Raw genomic sequence first — 15140 nt, 5'->3', positions numbered from 1 at the left:
TTCGAGTGAGTCTGTGTGTGGCACTTACAAGTAGCTGACCTGGACCGTGGCGTGCCCGTCAACGGGCACTTCATCCGTCAGCGTCAGGCTATCGGCGGGGGCGATGTGGGTGAACAGGCGGATTTCAGCGTCGAAATCCTTCACCGCGATCGGCACCAGTTGGTTGCCCACCGCGACGGCGGTCAGCAGGGTGTGCGTCAGCAGGCTGGTTGGTAGCCACGTCACGCCGCCGTCTTGTGAGGTGATGGTGCGTACCGCGACACCATCAGCCACGGGACCATAGAGATGGAAAACCGTGCCGCCGAGCTTTTCGCCTTCCTGGGTCAGGCCCAGCCCATGCCAGTACTGGTGGTTGGCAGAGGAGCCGGCGCGGTTGTCGACGGTGGTCAGGGTGAAGAACGTCGGTGCTTCACAACGCACGCTCAATTGCATGGATTGGTTGGGCAATGAGGTGTATTGCCCGGCGTTGAGGTCCTTGACTGCCATTTTTCCGAAGTCGATTGTGCCGCCGCCGGAGATCAGTGGCGCACAGGCGCTCGGGGTGATGGTGCCTTTGACCGTGAGGTCGGTGTTGCTGTCGGCCATCGCGATGGATGAAGCGCCGACTAAGCAGACAATCAAGGGGATGGCGTTGAGAAAGTGCGGCATGTGTGCCCTCCTGGCGTTCTGGTTGGTTATTACAGGTACATCACCTCAAGCGTTCCGGAGCCGTCGATGGGCTGCTCTTCGCTGAAGTCGAACTGATCCGCACGTGCGATTTGGGTGCTGACTTCGAGGTCCATGACCAGATCCTTGACCGGGAGCAGGGTCGTGGCATCGTCCAAAGCACCCGCGCCCCACAAGGTTTGCAGTTCCCAAGCCCACTCCGCATACCAGGTGCGGCCGCCATCGCCGGATGCGATGGGTTGAACCGGCACCGCATCAGCGACCATGTTCAGGGGCGTCAGGTAAAACCGGCCGAGTTTCTTGTTTGTGTTGATCAGGCCCAGTCCAAAGTCACTGCTGCCGATGGCGGTACCGGCGCGGTTATCGACGGGGCGGATGGCGATGGTGGTGGGGCCTTCGCAATTGATCGACAGCTTCAACATGGCCTTGGGCAAGAGGGTTGGGTTGTTCTGCACCAGGTCCTTGGACGCGATCTTTCCATGGTCGACCACACCGCCACCGGAGAAGGTGGGTGTGCAGGCGTTGGGCGTGATCACACCTTTTACCGTCAGGTCCACGGAGCTGGCGGCAAAGGCAGAGGCAGTGTTGGCGAGTAGCAGGGCGGTACACACCAGGGTGAGGGACGTGTTCATGTTCAGGTTGATCCAGTGCAAGGTCGGCGGTTGATGCGCGCATAGCTCCGTGCCAGTCCCTTTGAGGGGCAGGTTGCAAGGCGGCTTGGCGCGCTGTGTCGAGGCTGCCGCAGTGCGGCGAGCCCGTTCCCTCTGATCGGGGTGGGGCGCAATGTAGCGAGGGGAGGGGCCGCGAGAAATACAACTTTTACGACAATGCCGAGGGGGCCTGAAAGTCAATCGGGTCCATGTCGGAATAGATGCGAGATCATGTAGGAAAATTGGTTTTTCGTAGTTGTTGCATCGTCTTAGAAGTGGTCATGAAGATATTTTAGTCTGGCGATGACGGTCATATGAGTGTGCTTAGGCGCATCTCTGACTCTTGCGCCAGCGCCAACCGGGCGCTGGCGAACCGATCGCAACACTGAGGTGACCATGGAGACTGGCGTATCGTTGAGCGCAGTGCTTTCCCGTGAATTGACTCCCTCGACCGCGCTGCCACCACACTGGCAGCATTTGAAGGTGCTGGTGGTGGAAGACCACTCCGCCTACCGCGCCTTGATGGGGTGGTTTCTGCATAAACTGGGGCTTGGCCATCAGCTGGCCGTCGATGGGCTGGACGGCCTCGCGGCGCTCGCCGAATACCCCTACGATCTGGTGATCAGCGACTGCCAGATGCCCGTCATGGACGGCTACAGCATGAGCCGGGCGATTCGACGGCGCGAATGCGCGAATGCGTCGGCACGCGTACCGATCATTGCCTTGACCGGCAACTTGGTAGACGACGATCCGCAACGTTGCCGCGAAGCAGGCATGGACGCCTGGCTGCTCAAACCATTGACCTTCGATCAACTGCGTGAGGTGCTGGCACTGTGGCTTCCCGGCCCGCCTGTTGCTGCACCGGTTTATCGGCTGTCAGCGCGTTGGCCAACCCGCGCCGGCCTGATTGATACCTTTGGAGATGCCCAAGTCGTGAGCCAGATGCTGGCCAGCCTGCTCTGTGAAGTCCAGGAGGACAGCGCTGCCCTGTTTCAAGCCCGGCTGGCCTTGGATGTCCCTTCGACTGTCGAACGCCTGCATCGCCTGGTGGGAAGCCTGGCGTTTCTCGGCGTGGCTGAATTGGAGGTGCGAGGCATGAGCTTGATCGATCAAGTCCATGCTCAGGGCATCAGGCCGAGCACGCCTGCGTTGGAAGCCTTTGAGCGGGAGCTGCGTGACTACCTCACGTACTTGGGTTCCCTGTGAAGCCATTGCTGTTTGTAGGAAAAATAAAGCCTGAATTGCAGTCTATGGATGTAGGGTTTTTCTTTTTATTTTGTAGGCCTGCATGGAGCAGCTACGAAACGTTGATCGCAACGCAAACGCCTGGATTTAGACGGTTGTTGAGGGCCGCGGGCGAGGGTATTTTGCGCTGAATCAAGTTGCCATCATCTGTGGGTGTTTATGCTTCGCGTGATTATTGCTGACGACCATCCCATCGTGCGTATCGGGCAGCGAGTGGTGGTCGAGGCCAATGGCAGGTGCAAAGTGGTCGGCGAGGCCGATGGGCCTGACCAACTGCTGCGTTTGCTGGAAACGACCCCCTGTGACGTGCTGGTGACCGATTTCGCCATGCCGGGTGGCCAGCAGGCCGACGGGTATGGCTTGTTGAGCCTGTTGCACCGCCAGTACCCGACGTTGCCGGTGATTCTGGTCACGATGTTCGCCAACGTCGCCACGTTGCGCGCCTCTTTTGCCCATGGGGCCCAGGCGATTGTGGCCAAAAGTGCCTCGGCCAAAGAGTTGCCGCTGGCGATCAATTCGGTCAGCGCAGGCCAGACCTTTGTCAGCGAGTGCTTGCGGGTGCAATTGATAGAGGCGGGAACCGGCGACCAATCGCAACAGCCACAGTTGTCGGGCAAGGAACGGGAAGTGGTGCGCATGCTGGCCAGTGGGCTGACGGTCAGCCAGATCGCCGCTCGGGTCAATCGCAGCATCTCGACCATCAGCAAGCAGAAAAGTACGGCGATGCAGCGTCTGTGCATCTCTACCGATGTCGACTTGTTCGCCTATGCCCGCAGTTGCGGCATGGTGCCGTAGGTGCACCGGCATTCGCCGGATAAATGCCGATAGTGTTCAACCGCGCCAGGGCTTATCGTACCGAGCCCTGAACCTGATGGATGGAAGCTGCCCATGAGTGACGCCCACACCGCGCTGATCACCACGTTCTACAGTGCGTTTCAACGGCTGGATGCCGAGGCCATGAGTGCCTGCTACACCGAGGATGTACTGTTCAGCGACCCGGCTTTCGGCGAGTTGCGCGGGCGCGATGCCGGCGACATGTGGCGCATGCTGACCACGCGGGCCAAGGATTTTTCGCTGACGTTCGACCAGGTTCGCAGCGATGACACCACGGGCAGTGCCCATTGGGTGGCAACTTACCTGTTCAGCCAGACCGGCAATGTCGTGGTCAACGATATCCAGGCGCGTTTTGTGTTTCGTGACGGCAAGATCTGCGAGCACCACGATCACTTCGACCTGTGGCGTTGGTCGCGCCAGGCATTGGGCACCAAGGGCCTGCTGCTGGGCTGGACGCCGCTGGTGAAAAACGCCGTGCGCGCCCAGGCGAACAAAGGCTTGAAGGCATTCCAGGCCAGTCGTTGATAAGCTTGGCGCTCCTCTGGTGTGTTGAAGCTTGCCGTGACTGATCCCGCTGAACCCAAACCCTGGTACGTCTACCTGGTGCGCGCCGCCAACGGCGCGCTGTATTGCGGCATCAGCAATGACCCGCTGCGCCGGTTCGCCTCGCACCAGAGCGGCAAAGGCGCGCGGTTTTTCCTGAGCAGCCCGGCGGTGGCGCTGGTGTATACGGAGCAATGCGCGAGCAAGGGCGAGGCGCTGCGCCAGGAGCGGTTGATCAAGAAACTGAAGAAGAGCGCCAAGGAATGTCTGGCGGCGCAGGGCTCATTGATATGACTGATAGGCTCCCATCACGCCACCAGAGCCGGTTGCACGCTAAGCTGCGGGTTCATTTACCCCGTGGACCCCAGCATGCCTGAGCTAATCCTGCACCACTACCCAACGTCTCCTTTCGCGGAAAAAGCTCGGCTGCTGCTGGGCTTCAAAGGTTTGTCCTGGCATTCGGTGCATATCTCGCCGGTGATGCCCAAGCCAGACCTGACAGCCCTCACCGGCGGCTACCGTAAAACCCCAGTGCTGCAAGTGGGCGCCGATATCTACTGCGACACCGCCTTGATCGCCCGCCGCCTGGAGCAGGAAAAAACCGCGCCCGCGCTGTTCCCGCTCGGCCAGGAAATGATCACCCAAACCTTTGCTACCTGGGCCGACAGCGTGGTGTTTGCCCACGCGGTGAGCCTGGTGTTTCAGCCAGAATCGGTGGCGGTGCGCTTCGGCAAACTGCCGCCGGAAGCGATCAAGGCGTTTCTCGCCGATCGCGCCGCGCTGTTCAGCGGCGGCACCGCGAGCAAGTTGCCAGCCGAACTGGCCAAGCACCAATGGCCAGCGATCATGGCGCGCCTGGAGCAGCAATTGCAGCGCGAGGCCGGGGACTTCCTGTTTGGCGAGCCGTCGATTGCCGACTTTGCCCTGGCCCACCCGTTGTGGTTCCTCAAGGCCACGCCGGTGACTGCGCCGTTGGTGGATGCTTATCCGGCTGTGTCTGCATGGCTGGGCCGCGTGCTCGGTTTCGGCCACGGCACGTCCAGCCAGATGACGGCCGAGCAGGCCTTGGAGATTGCGCGCGACGCCACACCGGCAGCGTTGCCGGACGAAGTGTTCGAGGACTTGAATGGCTTTAAGGCCGGCCAGCAGGTGAGCATCAGCGCCATCGACTACGGCGTCGACCCGGTCGCCGGCGAATTGCTGTTTGCCGGGCGCGAAGAACTGATCCTGCGCCGTACCGACCCACGCGCCGGCACCGTGCACGTGCACTTCCCGCGCTTTGGTTTTCGCCTTCAGGCGCACTAACTGAAAATATTTGCAAATAAACGTGAGGTAAACCGGCGGCCCATCCGTGTAGTGCTTGAAACTGCGATCTATTCGCATTAACTGCGTTTTCTACACGGGTTCTCACAGCATGAAGTCGACGGCGGGCGGTTTGGTTAAACAGTGGCTGGGAGCCTCGGTACTGGCGGTATCGGGGCTGGCCTTGCTGCCCCTGTGTGTGGCACAGGCGCAGGAGCAGCAAAGCGCCCAGTTCAAGTTTGCCCTGGCTTCCAAACCGCTGCCCCAGGCCCTGAGTGATTTCAGCCGGGTCACCGGTATCAGTGTGATCTACACCGATGAAGCGCCCTACGGCCTCAGCGCCCCGGCGGTCAGCGGGCAGATGAGCGCGACGCAGGCCTTGCAACGCCTGCTGGGCAACTCCGGGTTCACCTTCCGCCAGATCGACGCCCGCACCCTGGCGCTTGAGCCGCTGCCGACCGACGGCGCGGTCAACCTCGGCGCTACCACCATCAGTGGCATCGGCCAACCCCAGGACAGCACCAGCTACCAGCCGCCGCCCACCAGCTCGGTGATGCGCTCCCGTGCCTTGCTGCTGGAAACCCCGCAGACCGTCAACGTGGTCCCCGCCCAAGTGCTGCGCGACCAGACCCCGCGCAATCTGGATGACGCCCTGGGCAACATCAGCGGCATCACCCAGGCCAACACCCTGGCCAGCACCCAGGACGCGGTGATGCTGCGCGGCTTTGGCGACAACCGTAACGGCTCGATCATGCGCGACGGCATGCCGGTGGTGCAGGGCCGTGCGTTGAACGCCACGGCGGAGCGTGTCGAAGTGCTCAAGGGCCCGTCCTCGCTGCTGTATGGCATCCAGGACCCGGGCGGCGTGGTGAATATCGTCAGCAAAAAGCCCGAGCTGACCCAATCCACAGCCCTGACCGTGCGCGGCTCCACCTTCGGCAACGGCAAGAACGGCAGCGGTGGCAGCCTCGACACCACCGGGCCGATCGGTGACTCGGGCCTGGCCTATCGCCTGATCGTCGACCATGAAGACGAAGACTACTGGCGCAATTTCGGCACCCACCGCGAGTCGCTGGTGGCGCCGTCCCTGGCCTGGTACGGCGATTCAACCAAGTTGTTGTTCGCCTACGAACACCGCGAATTCCTCTCGCCGTTCGACCGCGGCACCGCCATCGACAAGTCCAACCACCCGCTGGACATCCCGGCCACTCGCCGTCTGGACGAGCCGTTCAACAACATGGAAGGGCGTTCCGACCTGTATCGTTTTGAAGCCGACCACGACTTGAACGACGACTGGAAAGCCCATTTCGGCTACAGCTGGAACCGTGAGACCTATGATGCCAGCCAGGTGCGTGTCAGCGCGGTAAATACCAACGGCACCCTGACCCGCAAGATGGACGGCACCAAAGGTGCGATCACCACCGACCGTTTCGCCACGGCCAGCCTGGAAGGCAAGGTCAATGTGCTGGGCATGCAGCATGACCTGGTGTTCGGCCTGGACGACGAGTACCGCAAGATCTACCGCGCCGACCTGATTCGCCAGAACTCGCGCGGTACGTTCAACTACAACAACCCGGTGTACGGCAACGAAGTCGCGGGCACTACCGTCAGCGCCGCCGACAGCGCCCAGACCGACCTGTTGCGCAGCGACTCGCTGTTCTTCCAGGACGCGATTCACCTGACCGACCAGTGGATCTTTGTGGCCGGTGCGCGCTATCAGATGTATGACCAGTACGCCGGCAAGGGCGTGCCGTTCAAGGCCAACACCGACGGCAACGGCCAGGCCTGGGTGCCGCGTGCCGGCCTGGTGTATCGCTACACCGATGAGTTGTCGTTCTACGGCAGCTACACCGAGTCGTTCAAACCCAACTCCACCATCGCCGCCTTGGCCGATGGCAGCACGTTGACCGGTGACCTCACGCCGGAGGAATCCAAGTCGTGGGAGCTGGGCGCCAAGCTCGACATCCCCGGGCGCATCACCGCCAGCGCAGCGTTGTTCACTATCGACAAGCGCAATGTGTTGGTGTCGGTGGGGTCCCTCGCGAACACCGTCTACAGCATCGCCGGCCAAGTGCGCTCCCGTGGCCTGGAGCTGGACGCCAGTGGCCAGTTGACCGACAAGTGGAGCGTGATCGGCAGCTACGCCTACACCGACGCCGAAGACATCAAGGACAAGGACCCGACGCTGGAAGGCAACCGCCTGCAAAACGTGGCCAAGCACACCGGCTCGCTGGCGGTGGCCTACGACTTCGGTAGCATCTTCGGTGGCGACCAATTGCGCGTGGGCACCGGTGCACGCTACGTCGGCGAACGCGCCGGCGACGCCGCCAACGATTTCAACCTGCCGGGCTACACCGTGGCTGACGCCTTCGCCACCTACGACACCAGGATCGACGGGCAGAAGGTCAAGTTCCAGGTCAACGTGAAAAACCTGTTCGACCGCGTTTACTACACCTCGGCGGCCAGTCGCCTGTTTGTGTCCATGGGCGATGCGCGGCAGGTATCGGTGTCCAGCACCCTGGAGTTCTAAAACCTGGCGAGCTCCCTATGGCAAGTGTGCTCCTTGTTGTGGGCAGGCTTCCTCTGGTGAGCGGGCTTCCTCTGGTGAGTGGGCTTCCTGTGGTGAGCGGGCTTGCCCCGCGTTGGGCTGCGAAGCAGCCCCAAAACAGACTCCATGGTGTTCCTGAAAGAACGCGACGGCATCATTAAGGGCGGCTTCGCCACCCAACGCGGGGCAAGCCCGCTCGCCACAAAGGTACGGAGCTGTTAGCGTTGCGGCCATTAATGGCTTTGCGGAACACAGTACTGATGCACTTTGGACGATGGCTGCACCTGCTGTGCCTGAGCGTTTTACTGGGCGGCTGCGCGAGTGTTTCGCAGCCTTCCACGCCTTCAACCCTGGATCAGCTGTTGGCCGATCCTGTCCTCAACGGCGCCACGGTTTCTATCATGGTGCGCGACGCCCTCAGCGGCAGTACCCTCTATCAGCACAACCCGCGCACCCGTCTGATTCCGGCTTCCAACCTTAAGTTGCTCACCACCGCTGCGGCGATGGATGTGCTGGGGCCGCAATACCGTTTTTCCACCCAGCTGTTGAGCAACGGCACCCGGCAAGGCGAGCGCCTGGCCGGCAACCTGTACCTGCGCGGCCTCGGCGACCCGACCACGCAGTTCGTCGACTACCAGGCATTGGCCGCCCAGTTGGCGAGCCGGGGCGTGCGCCAGGTACAAGGCGACCTGGTTTTCGACGACACCTGGTTCGACGCCGAACGCCTGGGCGTGGATTGGGCGCAAGACGATGAAAGCACCTACTACGGCGCGCAGATTTCGGCATTGACGGTGTCTCCCAATGCGGATTTTGACGCGGGCACCTTGCTTGTCACCGCGAAGGCGCCCGTCGCGCTCGGCCAGCCAGTAAGCGTGATGCTGAGCCCGTCCACCGACTACGTGCAACTGAGCAACCGTGCCGTCAGCGGCCCCGGCAACAGCTACGCCATTACCCGCCAGCACGGTACCAACCTGCTGCAACTCAGCGGCGCGCTCGCCCCGGGCAAGCAAAGTCGGCAGTGGGTGAGTGTGTGGGAACCGACGCAACTGGTGGCCAATCTGTTTGAGCAGGCCTTGGCGCAGCAGGGCATCCAGGTGCTGGGCCGGCGCGTGATCGGTGGCGCCAGCCCCGCGACGGCGACGGTGTTGGCGGAGCATCAATCGGCGCCGTTGCAGGACTTGATCACACCGCTGCTCAAGCTCTCGAACAACAACATGTCCGAAGCGTTGCTCAAGGCCATGGGCCGCAAAACGGCCAACGCGGGTACGGCGGCGGCGGGCGTGGTGGCGGTAGCGGCGTTCATGCAGCGCCAGGGCCTGGACCCGGCGACGCTCAGCCAGGTGGATGGCTCAGGTTTGTCGCGGCGCAATCTGGTCTCGTCGCAGAACCTGACCGACCTGCTGCTGGCTAGCGCCAAACAGCCCTGGTTCGATGCCTGGTACAACGCCTTGCCGATTGCCGGCAATGCCGACCGTATGACCGGCGGCAGCCTGCGCTATCGACTGCGCGGGACGGCTGCGGAAAACAACCTGCACGCCAAGACCGGCTCCATGGCCGGCGTATCATCGCTGAGCGGCTATATCACCGATGCCGAGGGACGGCGCCTGGTGTTTTCGATGATCAGTAATAACTACGTCAGCGACGCAGCCCCTGTCCGCGCCCTCGAGAACCGCATGGCGTTGGCGCTGGCCCAGTGGCACGACTAGCTCAGGGCTGGTAGCCCATCCGCCAACTCACGGCCTGGGTCGCCGCCAGCAAACGCTGCGCCGCCGGGCCATCTTCGTCGGCGTGGAACAGCGAGGTGGGGCCGACCACGGTCATCACCGCCGCCACGTGCCCGACCGCGTTGAATACCGGTGCCGACAGCGCATCCACCCCCGGCATCAGCAGGCCATGCACAAAGTGCAGGCCGCGCCGGCGGATTTGTTCACAGGCCATGGCGTAGGCCTGGTCGTCGGCGAGGGCATGGGCGGTGCCGGCCTGGATTTCACGCTCACGCAACTCGACGGTTTCCCGCGACGGCAGGAAGGCACTGAACACCAGCCCGGTGGACGAACTGAGCAGAGGCAACACCGACCCCAATTGCGTCACCACCGTCACCGCGCGTACTGCCGGTTCGATCTGCACCACCGTCGCGCCCTGGTTGCCCCATACCGCCAGGAAGCAGGTTTCATTCAACTCGTCGCGCAGCTCTGCCAGGGGCATCGCGCCGACTTTCAGCACGTCCATGCTGCCCAGCGCGGCCAGGCCCACGCGCAGCGCCTCGCGCCCCAGGCCGTAATGGTTGGTGGCAGTGTTCTGTTCGGCAAAACCCGAGGCGATCAGCGCCTGTAAATAACGATGCACCTTGCTCGCCGGCATCTGCACATGATCGGCCAGCCGCGACAACGACGTGGAGGGCGACAGTTCGGCCAGGGCCTTGAGGATGTCGGTGCCCACTTCGGCCGAGCGGACTTTCTGTTTACCGGTGTCGCGGGGCTTTTCCATGGAGGGGCGAGAATCCGAGAGATGAATGGGCGTCTTTATAGCTTGACGGTCGATAGTGATCAAATTACGTTATGCGTAACTGGATTACGATAAAAACAACTTCCGCCTTGAGGATGATCCATGAACCTCGAATACCTGTCGGGCTTCGGCAATGAATTCGCCAGCGAAGCCCTGCCCGGCGCCTTGCCGGTCGGCCAGAACTCTCCGCAAAAAGCACCCTACGGGCTGTATACCGAACTGTTTTCCGGCACCGCCTTCACCATGGTGCGCAGCGAAGCCCGCCGCACCTGGCTGTACCGCATCCAGCCATCGGCCAATCACCCGGCGTTCGTCAAGCTGGAGCGGCAGCTGGCCGGCGGCCCGTTGGGGACGGTGACGCCCAATCGCCTGCGTTGGAACCCGTTGGATATTCCGAGTGAGCCGACGGACTTTATCGACGGCCTGGTCGGCATGGTGGCCAACTCAGGGGCGGAAAAACCCTCAGGCATCAGCATCTACACCTACCGCGCCAACCGCTCGATGGACCGCGTGTTCTTCAATGCCGACGGCGAACTGTTGATCGTGCCCGAGCAGGGCCGCCTGCGCATCGCCACCGAACTGGGGGTGCTGGACGTCGAGCCGCTGGACATTGTCGTGTTGCCCCGTGGCCTCAAATTTCGTGTCGAACTGCTGGATGCACAGGCGCGCGGTTACGTCGCCGAAAACCATGGCGCGCCGCTGCGCCTGCCGGACCTGGGGCCTATCGGCAGCAACGGCCTGGCCAATCCGCGTGACTTCCTCACCCCGGTGGCCCACTACGAAGACCTCAGGCAACCGACCACGCTGGTGCAGAAATTCCTCGGTGAACTGTGGGCGTGCGAGCTGGACCATTCACCACTGAACGTGGTGGCCTGGCACGGCAATAACGTGCCGTACAAATACGACCTGGGCCGCTTCAACACCCTTGGCACCGTGAGTTTCGATCATCCCGATCCGTCGATCTTCACTGTATTGACATCGCCCACCAGCGTGCACGGCCTGGCCAACCTCGACTTCGTGATCTTCCCGCCGCGCTGGATGGTGGCCGAGAACACCTTCCGTCCGCCGTGGTTCCACCGCAACCTGATGAACGAGTACATGGGCCTGATCCAGGGCGCCTACGACGCCAAGGCCGAAGGCTTCCTGCCCGGTGGCGCGTCGCTGCACAGCTGCATGAGCGCCCACGGCCCGGACGGCGAGACCTGCACCAAGGCCATCAACGTGGACCTGGCACCGCACAAGATCGATAACACCATGGCCTTCATGTTCGAGACCAGCCAAGTGCTGCGTCCCACTCAGTTCGCCCTGGAGTGCCCGCAACTGCAACCTTCCTATGACGCGTGCTGGGCCTCGTTGCCCGTCACCTTCAACCCGAACCGGAGATAACCCATGACGCAGCCAACCCCTACCCGCAGTTGGGTAGCCTCCGCCAATGGTCACCGTGATTTCCCCCTGCAAAACCTGCCGCTGGGTGTGTTCAGCATCAACGGCTCGGTGCCGCGCAGTGGCGTGGCGATTGGCGACGCGATCCTCGACCTGCACGCCGCCGTGGATGAGTTTGAAGGCGAAGCCCGCCGCGCCGTTGATGCGACTGCGGGCGGCCAGTTGAACGCCTTTTTCGAGCTGGGCCGTGGCCCGCGCGTGGCCTTGCGCGAGCGCCTCCTGGAGCTGCTCGCCGAGGGCAGCAAGCTGCAGGCCCGTGAAGCGCAGGTGCTGCACCGCGCCGCCGATTGCCAGATGCACCTGCCGGCGAAGATCAACGACTACACCGACTTCTACGTCGGCATCGAGCATGCGCAAAACGTCGGCAAACTGTTCCGCCCGGATAACCCGCTGTTGCCGAACTACAAGTACGTGCCGATCGGTTATCACGGCCGCGCCTCGACCATTCGCCCCTCGGGTGCTGACGTCCGTCGCCCCAAAGGCCAGACCTTGCCGGCCGGCCAGACCGAACCAAGCTTCGGCCCCTGCGCGCGCCTGGACTACGAACTCGAGCTGGGCATCTGGATCGGCCAGGGCAACGCCATCGGCGACTCGATTGCCATCGGCGATGCAGCCGAGCATATCGCCGGTTTCTGCCTGCTCAATGACTGGTCGGCGCGGGACATCCAGGCCTGGGAATATCAGCCGCTGGGCCCGTTCCTGTCCAAGAGCTTCATCACCAGCATTTCACCGTGGGTGGTCACGGCCGAAGCCCTGGAACCGTTCCGCAAAGCACAGCCGGCGCGGCCCGAAGGCGATCCGCAGCCACTGCCGTACCTGCTGGATAACCGCGATCAGGCGGCCGGCGCGCTCGATATTGAGCTGGAGGTACTCATCACCACTGCTTCGATGCGCGAGCAAAACCTGCCGGCTCATCGCCTCGCCCTGAGCAACAGCCTGCATATGTACTGGACCGTCGCGCAGTTGGTGGCGCACCACAGCGTCAACGGTTGCCAACTGCAGGCCGGTGACCTGTTTGGTTCGGGCACCTTGTCCGGCCCTGAAGCCGGGCAGTTCGGCAGCCTGCTGGAGATGACCGAAGGCGGCAAGAAGGTCATCGAACTGCCCTGCGGCGAAGTGCGCAGGTTCCTTGAAGACGGCGACGAAATCATCCTGCGCGCCCGTTGCAGTCGTGAAGGCTTCGCCTCCATCGGCTTCGGCGAATGCCGTGGCACCGTGGTCGCGGCGCGCTAGGAGGGCAGGGCGATGGAACTCTATACCTACTACCGCTCTACGGCGTCCTATCGGGTGCGCATCGCCCTTGCGCTCAAGGGCCTGGATTTCACTGCGGTGCCCGTCAACCTGCTGGTGCCGGCGGGTGGCGCCAATCGCCAGCCGGAGTACCTGGCCATCAACCCCCAAGGTCGTGTGCCGGCCTTGCGCACCGATGACGGCGAGCTGCTGATTCAGTCCGCGGCGATCATTGAATACCTGGACGAACGTTATCCACAGGCGCCGCTGCTTTCCAAGGACATGGCCACCCGTGCCCATGAACGCGCAGTGGCGTCGATCATCGGCTGCGATATTCACCCGCTGCACAACTCCAGCACCCAGAACCTGTTGCGTCAGTGGGGACATGACGAGGCGCAGGTGCTGGAGTGGATCGGGCATTGGATCAGCCAGGGGCTGGGGGCAGTGGAGCAGTTGATTGGCGATAAGGGCTATTGCTTTGGCGAGCAGCCGGGCATGGCCGATGCCTTCCTGATTCCCCAACTGTATGCGGCGGAGCGCTTCAAGGTGCCGTTGGGGGCGTATCCGCGCATCGGCAGGGTGGCGGCGTTGGCGGCGCAGCATCCGGCATTTATCCAGGCCCATCCTGCCAATCAACCCGACACTCCTGAGTGATCGTGCCCACGCAGAGCGTGAGCACAATAATAAAAACAGGTACCTTGCGATGCACAATCAGATTGCCAGCTTTCGCGCGGCACTCGATGCCCGTCCGGTGTCGCGCTACCAGTGGTTGATTCTCCTGTTGCTGGCCTTGTTGCTGGTAACCGATGGCTACGATGCCCAGGTGCTGGGTTATGTGGTACCGGCGCTGGCGTCGGATTGGGGGCTGGAAAAGGCCGCGTTCGGCCCGGTATTCAGTGCCAACCTGCTGGGGCTCACGCTGGGCTCGCTGCTGGTGACTCCCCTGGCCGACCGCTTTGGCGTTCGCCGCATCCTGCTGGGCTGCGTGCTGATCTACGCCAGCCTCACGGTGTTGATGGTCTTCGCCAGCTCGCTGACCACGCTGATGGCGGCGCGCTTTATCTGCGGTATCGGCATGGGCGGCGCGATGCCCAGTGCCATGGCGTTGATGTCGGACTATTCCCCGCCACGCTTGCGCACCTTGATGGTGACGTTGGCGGCGTGCGGCTTTTCGTTCGGCGGCGCAGCCGGTGGGTTTGTGGCCGCAGGATTTATCGACGGCTTTGGCTGGCAGGCGGTGTTTCTTGCCGGCGGCGTGACGCCGTTGCTGCTGTTCCCTTTCCTGGTGTGGCTGCTGCCGGAATCCCTGCCGCGCCTGCTGCGCGATGCGCCGCCGTATGCACGCTTGCATAAGGTCACCGCGCGCATGTTGCCTGGGTGGCGTGCGCCGCTGGCGAGCGAGGACGAAAACCGCCGCGAGCAGGGCAGCCCATTGACGGTGGTGGAGCTGTTTCGCCATGGCTATGCACGCCCGACCGTGCTGATCTGGGCGACCTTCTTTGTCAGCCTGATCCTGCTGTATTTCATGATCAGCTGGTTGCCGTCACTGCTGCTGGAAAGTGGCCTGGCGTTGAGTGAAGCCAACCTGGTGACCTCGATGTTCCTGTTCGCCGGCACCTTGGGTGCCATCGGCATGGCCTGGTTTGCCGATCGATTGAAGCACAAGGTGCGGCTGTTGTCCGGCGTGCTGGCGGCAGCGGCGGTGTGTACCGTGCTGCTGGGGCTGAACCACGACAATCCGCGCTATCTGGTGGCCTGTGTATTTGCCGCCGGGTTTTGCATCATCGGCGGGCAACTGACCCTTAATGCTTTCGCCAGCAATTTTTATCCGGCGCATGTACGCGCCACCGGTACGGGTTGGGCATTGGGTGTAGGGCGCTTCGGCTCGATCCTGGGCCCGTTGCTGGGCAGCATGCTGCTGGCGATGCATATTCCGGTGCAGCAGATTTTCTTCTTCTGCGCGATTCCGGCGGTGATCGCGGCGTTGTTGATCATTCAAGTGCGCTCGCCCGCGCCTGACGCGCCGAAGAGCTCTTTGCACGGCGATATCCTCAAGGTACCGGCCAATCACTGAAGATGTTGCATCTACATCGAGCAGGATCACTGTGGTGAGCGGGCTTGCCCCGCGCTGGGCTGCGTAGCGGCCCCAAAAATCGTGGGAGCGCTTCGCACTC

At 62.6% G+C, this 15140-nt stretch carries 14 protein-coding genes; 11 read left to right on the top strand and 3 right to left on the bottom strand.

Features of this window, described 5'->3' with window-relative positions:
- Positions 1-24: 24 nt before the first annotated feature.
- Positions 25-648, bottom strand: coding sequence for a DUF1120 domain-containing protein (locus V3W40_RS03830; RefSeq protein WP_323147134.1), 624 nt, complete (start codon positions 646-648; stop codon positions 25-27).
- Between the two features lie 29 nt (positions 649-677).
- Positions 678-1298 carry a DUF1120 domain-containing protein gene (locus V3W40_RS03825; RefSeq protein ID WP_330214475.1) on the bottom strand — a complete coding sequence of 207 codons (621 nt, stop codon included), beginning with the start codon at positions 1296-1298 and terminating at the stop codon, positions 678-680.
- 414 nt (positions 1299-1712) lie between these two features.
- On the opposite strand from V3W40_RS03825, the gene V3W40_RS03820 reads away from it, so the two are divergent.
- The 7 genes from V3W40_RS03820 (at position 1713) to dacB (ending at position 9494) form a co-directional block, all read left to right on the top strand.
- Positions 1713-2522: a response regulator gene (locus tag V3W40_RS03820; protein WP_330214474.1), complete on the top strand. Its 810-nt coding sequence runs from the start codon at positions 1713-1715 to the stop codon at positions 2520-2522.
- 198 nt (positions 2523-2720) lie between these two features.
- Complete coding sequence (locus V3W40_RS03815) at positions 2721-3356, top strand: response regulator transcription factor (protein ID WP_330214473.1); 636 nt, start codon at positions 2721-2723, stop codon at positions 3354-3356.
- A 93-nt stretch (positions 3357-3449) separates the two neighbouring features.
- Positions 3450-3920, top strand: a complete 471-nt coding sequence (locus tag V3W40_RS03810; protein WP_065948976.1) for a nuclear transport factor 2 family protein — start codon at positions 3450-3452, stop codon at positions 3918-3920.
- Positions 3921-3956: 36 nt separating this feature from the next.
- Entirely contained in the window at positions 3957-4232 is a 276-nt protein-coding gene (locus V3W40_RS03805; RefSeq protein ID WP_065924326.1) for a GIY-YIG nuclease family protein, read from the top strand.
- A gap of 75 nt (positions 4233-4307) precedes the next feature.
- Positions 4308-5243: a glutathione S-transferase family protein gene (locus V3W40_RS03800; RefSeq protein WP_065924210.1), complete on the top strand. Its 936-nt coding sequence runs from the start codon at positions 4308-4310 to the stop codon at positions 5241-5243.
- Between the two features lie 109 nt (positions 5244-5352).
- The gene (locus V3W40_RS03795; protein ID WP_330214472.1) at positions 5353-7770 is read left to right on the top strand and encodes a TonB-dependent siderophore receptor; all 2418 of its coding nucleotides are present in this window, start codon (positions 5353-5355) and stop codon (positions 7768-7770) included.
- A gap of 278 nt (positions 7771-8048) precedes the next feature.
- Positions 8049-9494: a D-alanyl-D-alanine carboxypeptidase/D-alanyl-D-alanine endopeptidase gene (gene dacB / locus V3W40_RS03790; RefSeq protein ID WP_330214471.1), complete on the top strand. Its 1446-nt coding sequence runs from the start codon at positions 8049-8051 to the stop codon at positions 9492-9494.
- Position 9495: 1 nt separating this feature from the next.
- Here dacB and V3W40_RS03785 read toward each other — a convergent pair whose 3' ends face one another.
- Complete coding sequence (locus V3W40_RS03785) at positions 9496-10275, bottom strand: IclR family transcriptional regulator (protein WP_323147129.1); 780 nt, start codon at positions 10273-10275, stop codon at positions 9496-9498.
- 120 nt (positions 10276-10395) lie between these two features.
- Between V3W40_RS03785 and hmgA the strand changes: the two genes are divergently transcribed.
- From hmgA to V3W40_RS03765, 4 genes are read left to right on the top strand one after another with little or no spacing between them, the layout of a single operon-like run.
- The gene (hmgA, locus tag V3W40_RS03780; RefSeq protein WP_065924206.1) at positions 10396-11679 is read left to right on the top strand and encodes a homogentisate 1,2-dioxygenase; all 1284 of its coding nucleotides are present in this window, start codon (positions 10396-10398) and stop codon (positions 11677-11679) included.
- A gap of 3 nt (positions 11680-11682) precedes the next feature.
- Positions 11683-12969, top strand: coding sequence for a fumarylacetoacetase (gene fahA, locus V3W40_RS03775; protein WP_330214470.1), 1287 nt, complete (start codon positions 11683-11685; stop codon positions 12967-12969).
- A gap of 12 nt (positions 12970-12981) precedes the next feature.
- The gene (gene maiA, locus V3W40_RS03770; RefSeq protein WP_330214469.1) at positions 12982-13620 is read left to right on the top strand and encodes a maleylacetoacetate isomerase; all 639 of its coding nucleotides are present in this window, start codon (positions 12982-12984) and stop codon (positions 13618-13620) included.
- A gap of 49 nt (positions 13621-13669) precedes the next feature.
- A complete protein-coding gene (locus V3W40_RS03765; protein WP_330214468.1) occupies positions 13670-15040 on the top strand; it encodes an MFS transporter in 1371 nt (456 codons plus the stop codon).
- Positions 15041-15140 lie beyond the last annotated feature (100 nt).

The organism is Pseudomonas sp. AM8, from assembly GCF_036346475.1.
Classification (GTDB): Bacteria; Pseudomonadota; Gammaproteobacteria; order Pseudomonadales; family Pseudomonadaceae; genus Aquipseudomonas; species Aquipseudomonas marginalis.
The sequence above is the reverse complement of the archived record's forward strand: the minus strand, read 5'-3'. Positions and strand labels throughout refer to the sequence as shown.

Excerpts from the sequence above, each read along its gene's own strand:
- V3W40_RS03830 (WP_323147134.1), bottom strand. The coding sequence starts at position 648 with ATGCCGCACTTTCTCAACGCCATCCCCTTGATTGTCTGCTTAGTCGGC.
- V3W40_RS03825 (WP_330214475.1), bottom strand. The coding sequence starts at position 1,298 with ATGAACACGTCCCTCACCCTGGTGTGTACCGCCCTGCTACTCGCCAAC.
- V3W40_RS03820 (WP_330214474.1), top strand. The coding sequence starts at position 1,713 with ATGGAGACTGGCGTATCGTTGAGCGCAGTGCTTTCCCGTGAATTGACT.
- V3W40_RS03815 (WP_330214473.1), top strand. The coding sequence starts at position 2,721 with ATGCTTCGCGTGATTATTGCTGACGACCATCCCATCGTGCGTATCGGG.
- V3W40_RS03810 (WP_065948976.1), top strand. The coding sequence starts at position 3,450 with ATGAGTGACGCCCACACCGCGCTGATCACCACGTTCTACAGTGCGTTT.
- V3W40_RS03800 (WP_065924210.1), top strand. The coding sequence starts at position 4,308 with ATGCCTGAGCTAATCCTGCACCACTACCCAACGTCTCCTTTCGCGGAA.
- V3W40_RS03795 (WP_330214472.1), top strand. The coding sequence starts at position 5,353 with ATGAAGTCGACGGCGGGCGGTTTGGTTAAACAGTGGCTGGGAGCCTCG.
- dacB (WP_330214471.1), top strand. The coding sequence starts at position 8,049 with ATGCACTTTGGACGATGGCTGCACCTGCTGTGCCTGAGCGTTTTACTG.
- V3W40_RS03785 (WP_323147129.1), bottom strand. The coding sequence starts at position 10,275 with ATGGAAAAGCCCCGCGACACCGGTAAACAGAAAGTCCGCTCGGCCGAA.
- hmgA (WP_065924206.1), top strand. The coding sequence starts at position 10,396 with ATGAACCTCGAATACCTGTCGGGCTTCGGCAATGAATTCGCCAGCGAA.
- fahA (WP_330214470.1), top strand. The coding sequence starts at position 11,683 with ATGACGCAGCCAACCCCTACCCGCAGTTGGGTAGCCTCCGCCAATGGT.
- maiA (WP_330214469.1), top strand. The coding sequence starts at position 12,982 with ATGGAACTCTATACCTACTACCGCTCTACGGCGTCCTATCGGGTGCGC.
- V3W40_RS03765 (WP_330214468.1), top strand. The coding sequence starts at position 13,670 with ATGCACAATCAGATTGCCAGCTTTCGCGCGGCACTCGATGCCCGTCCG.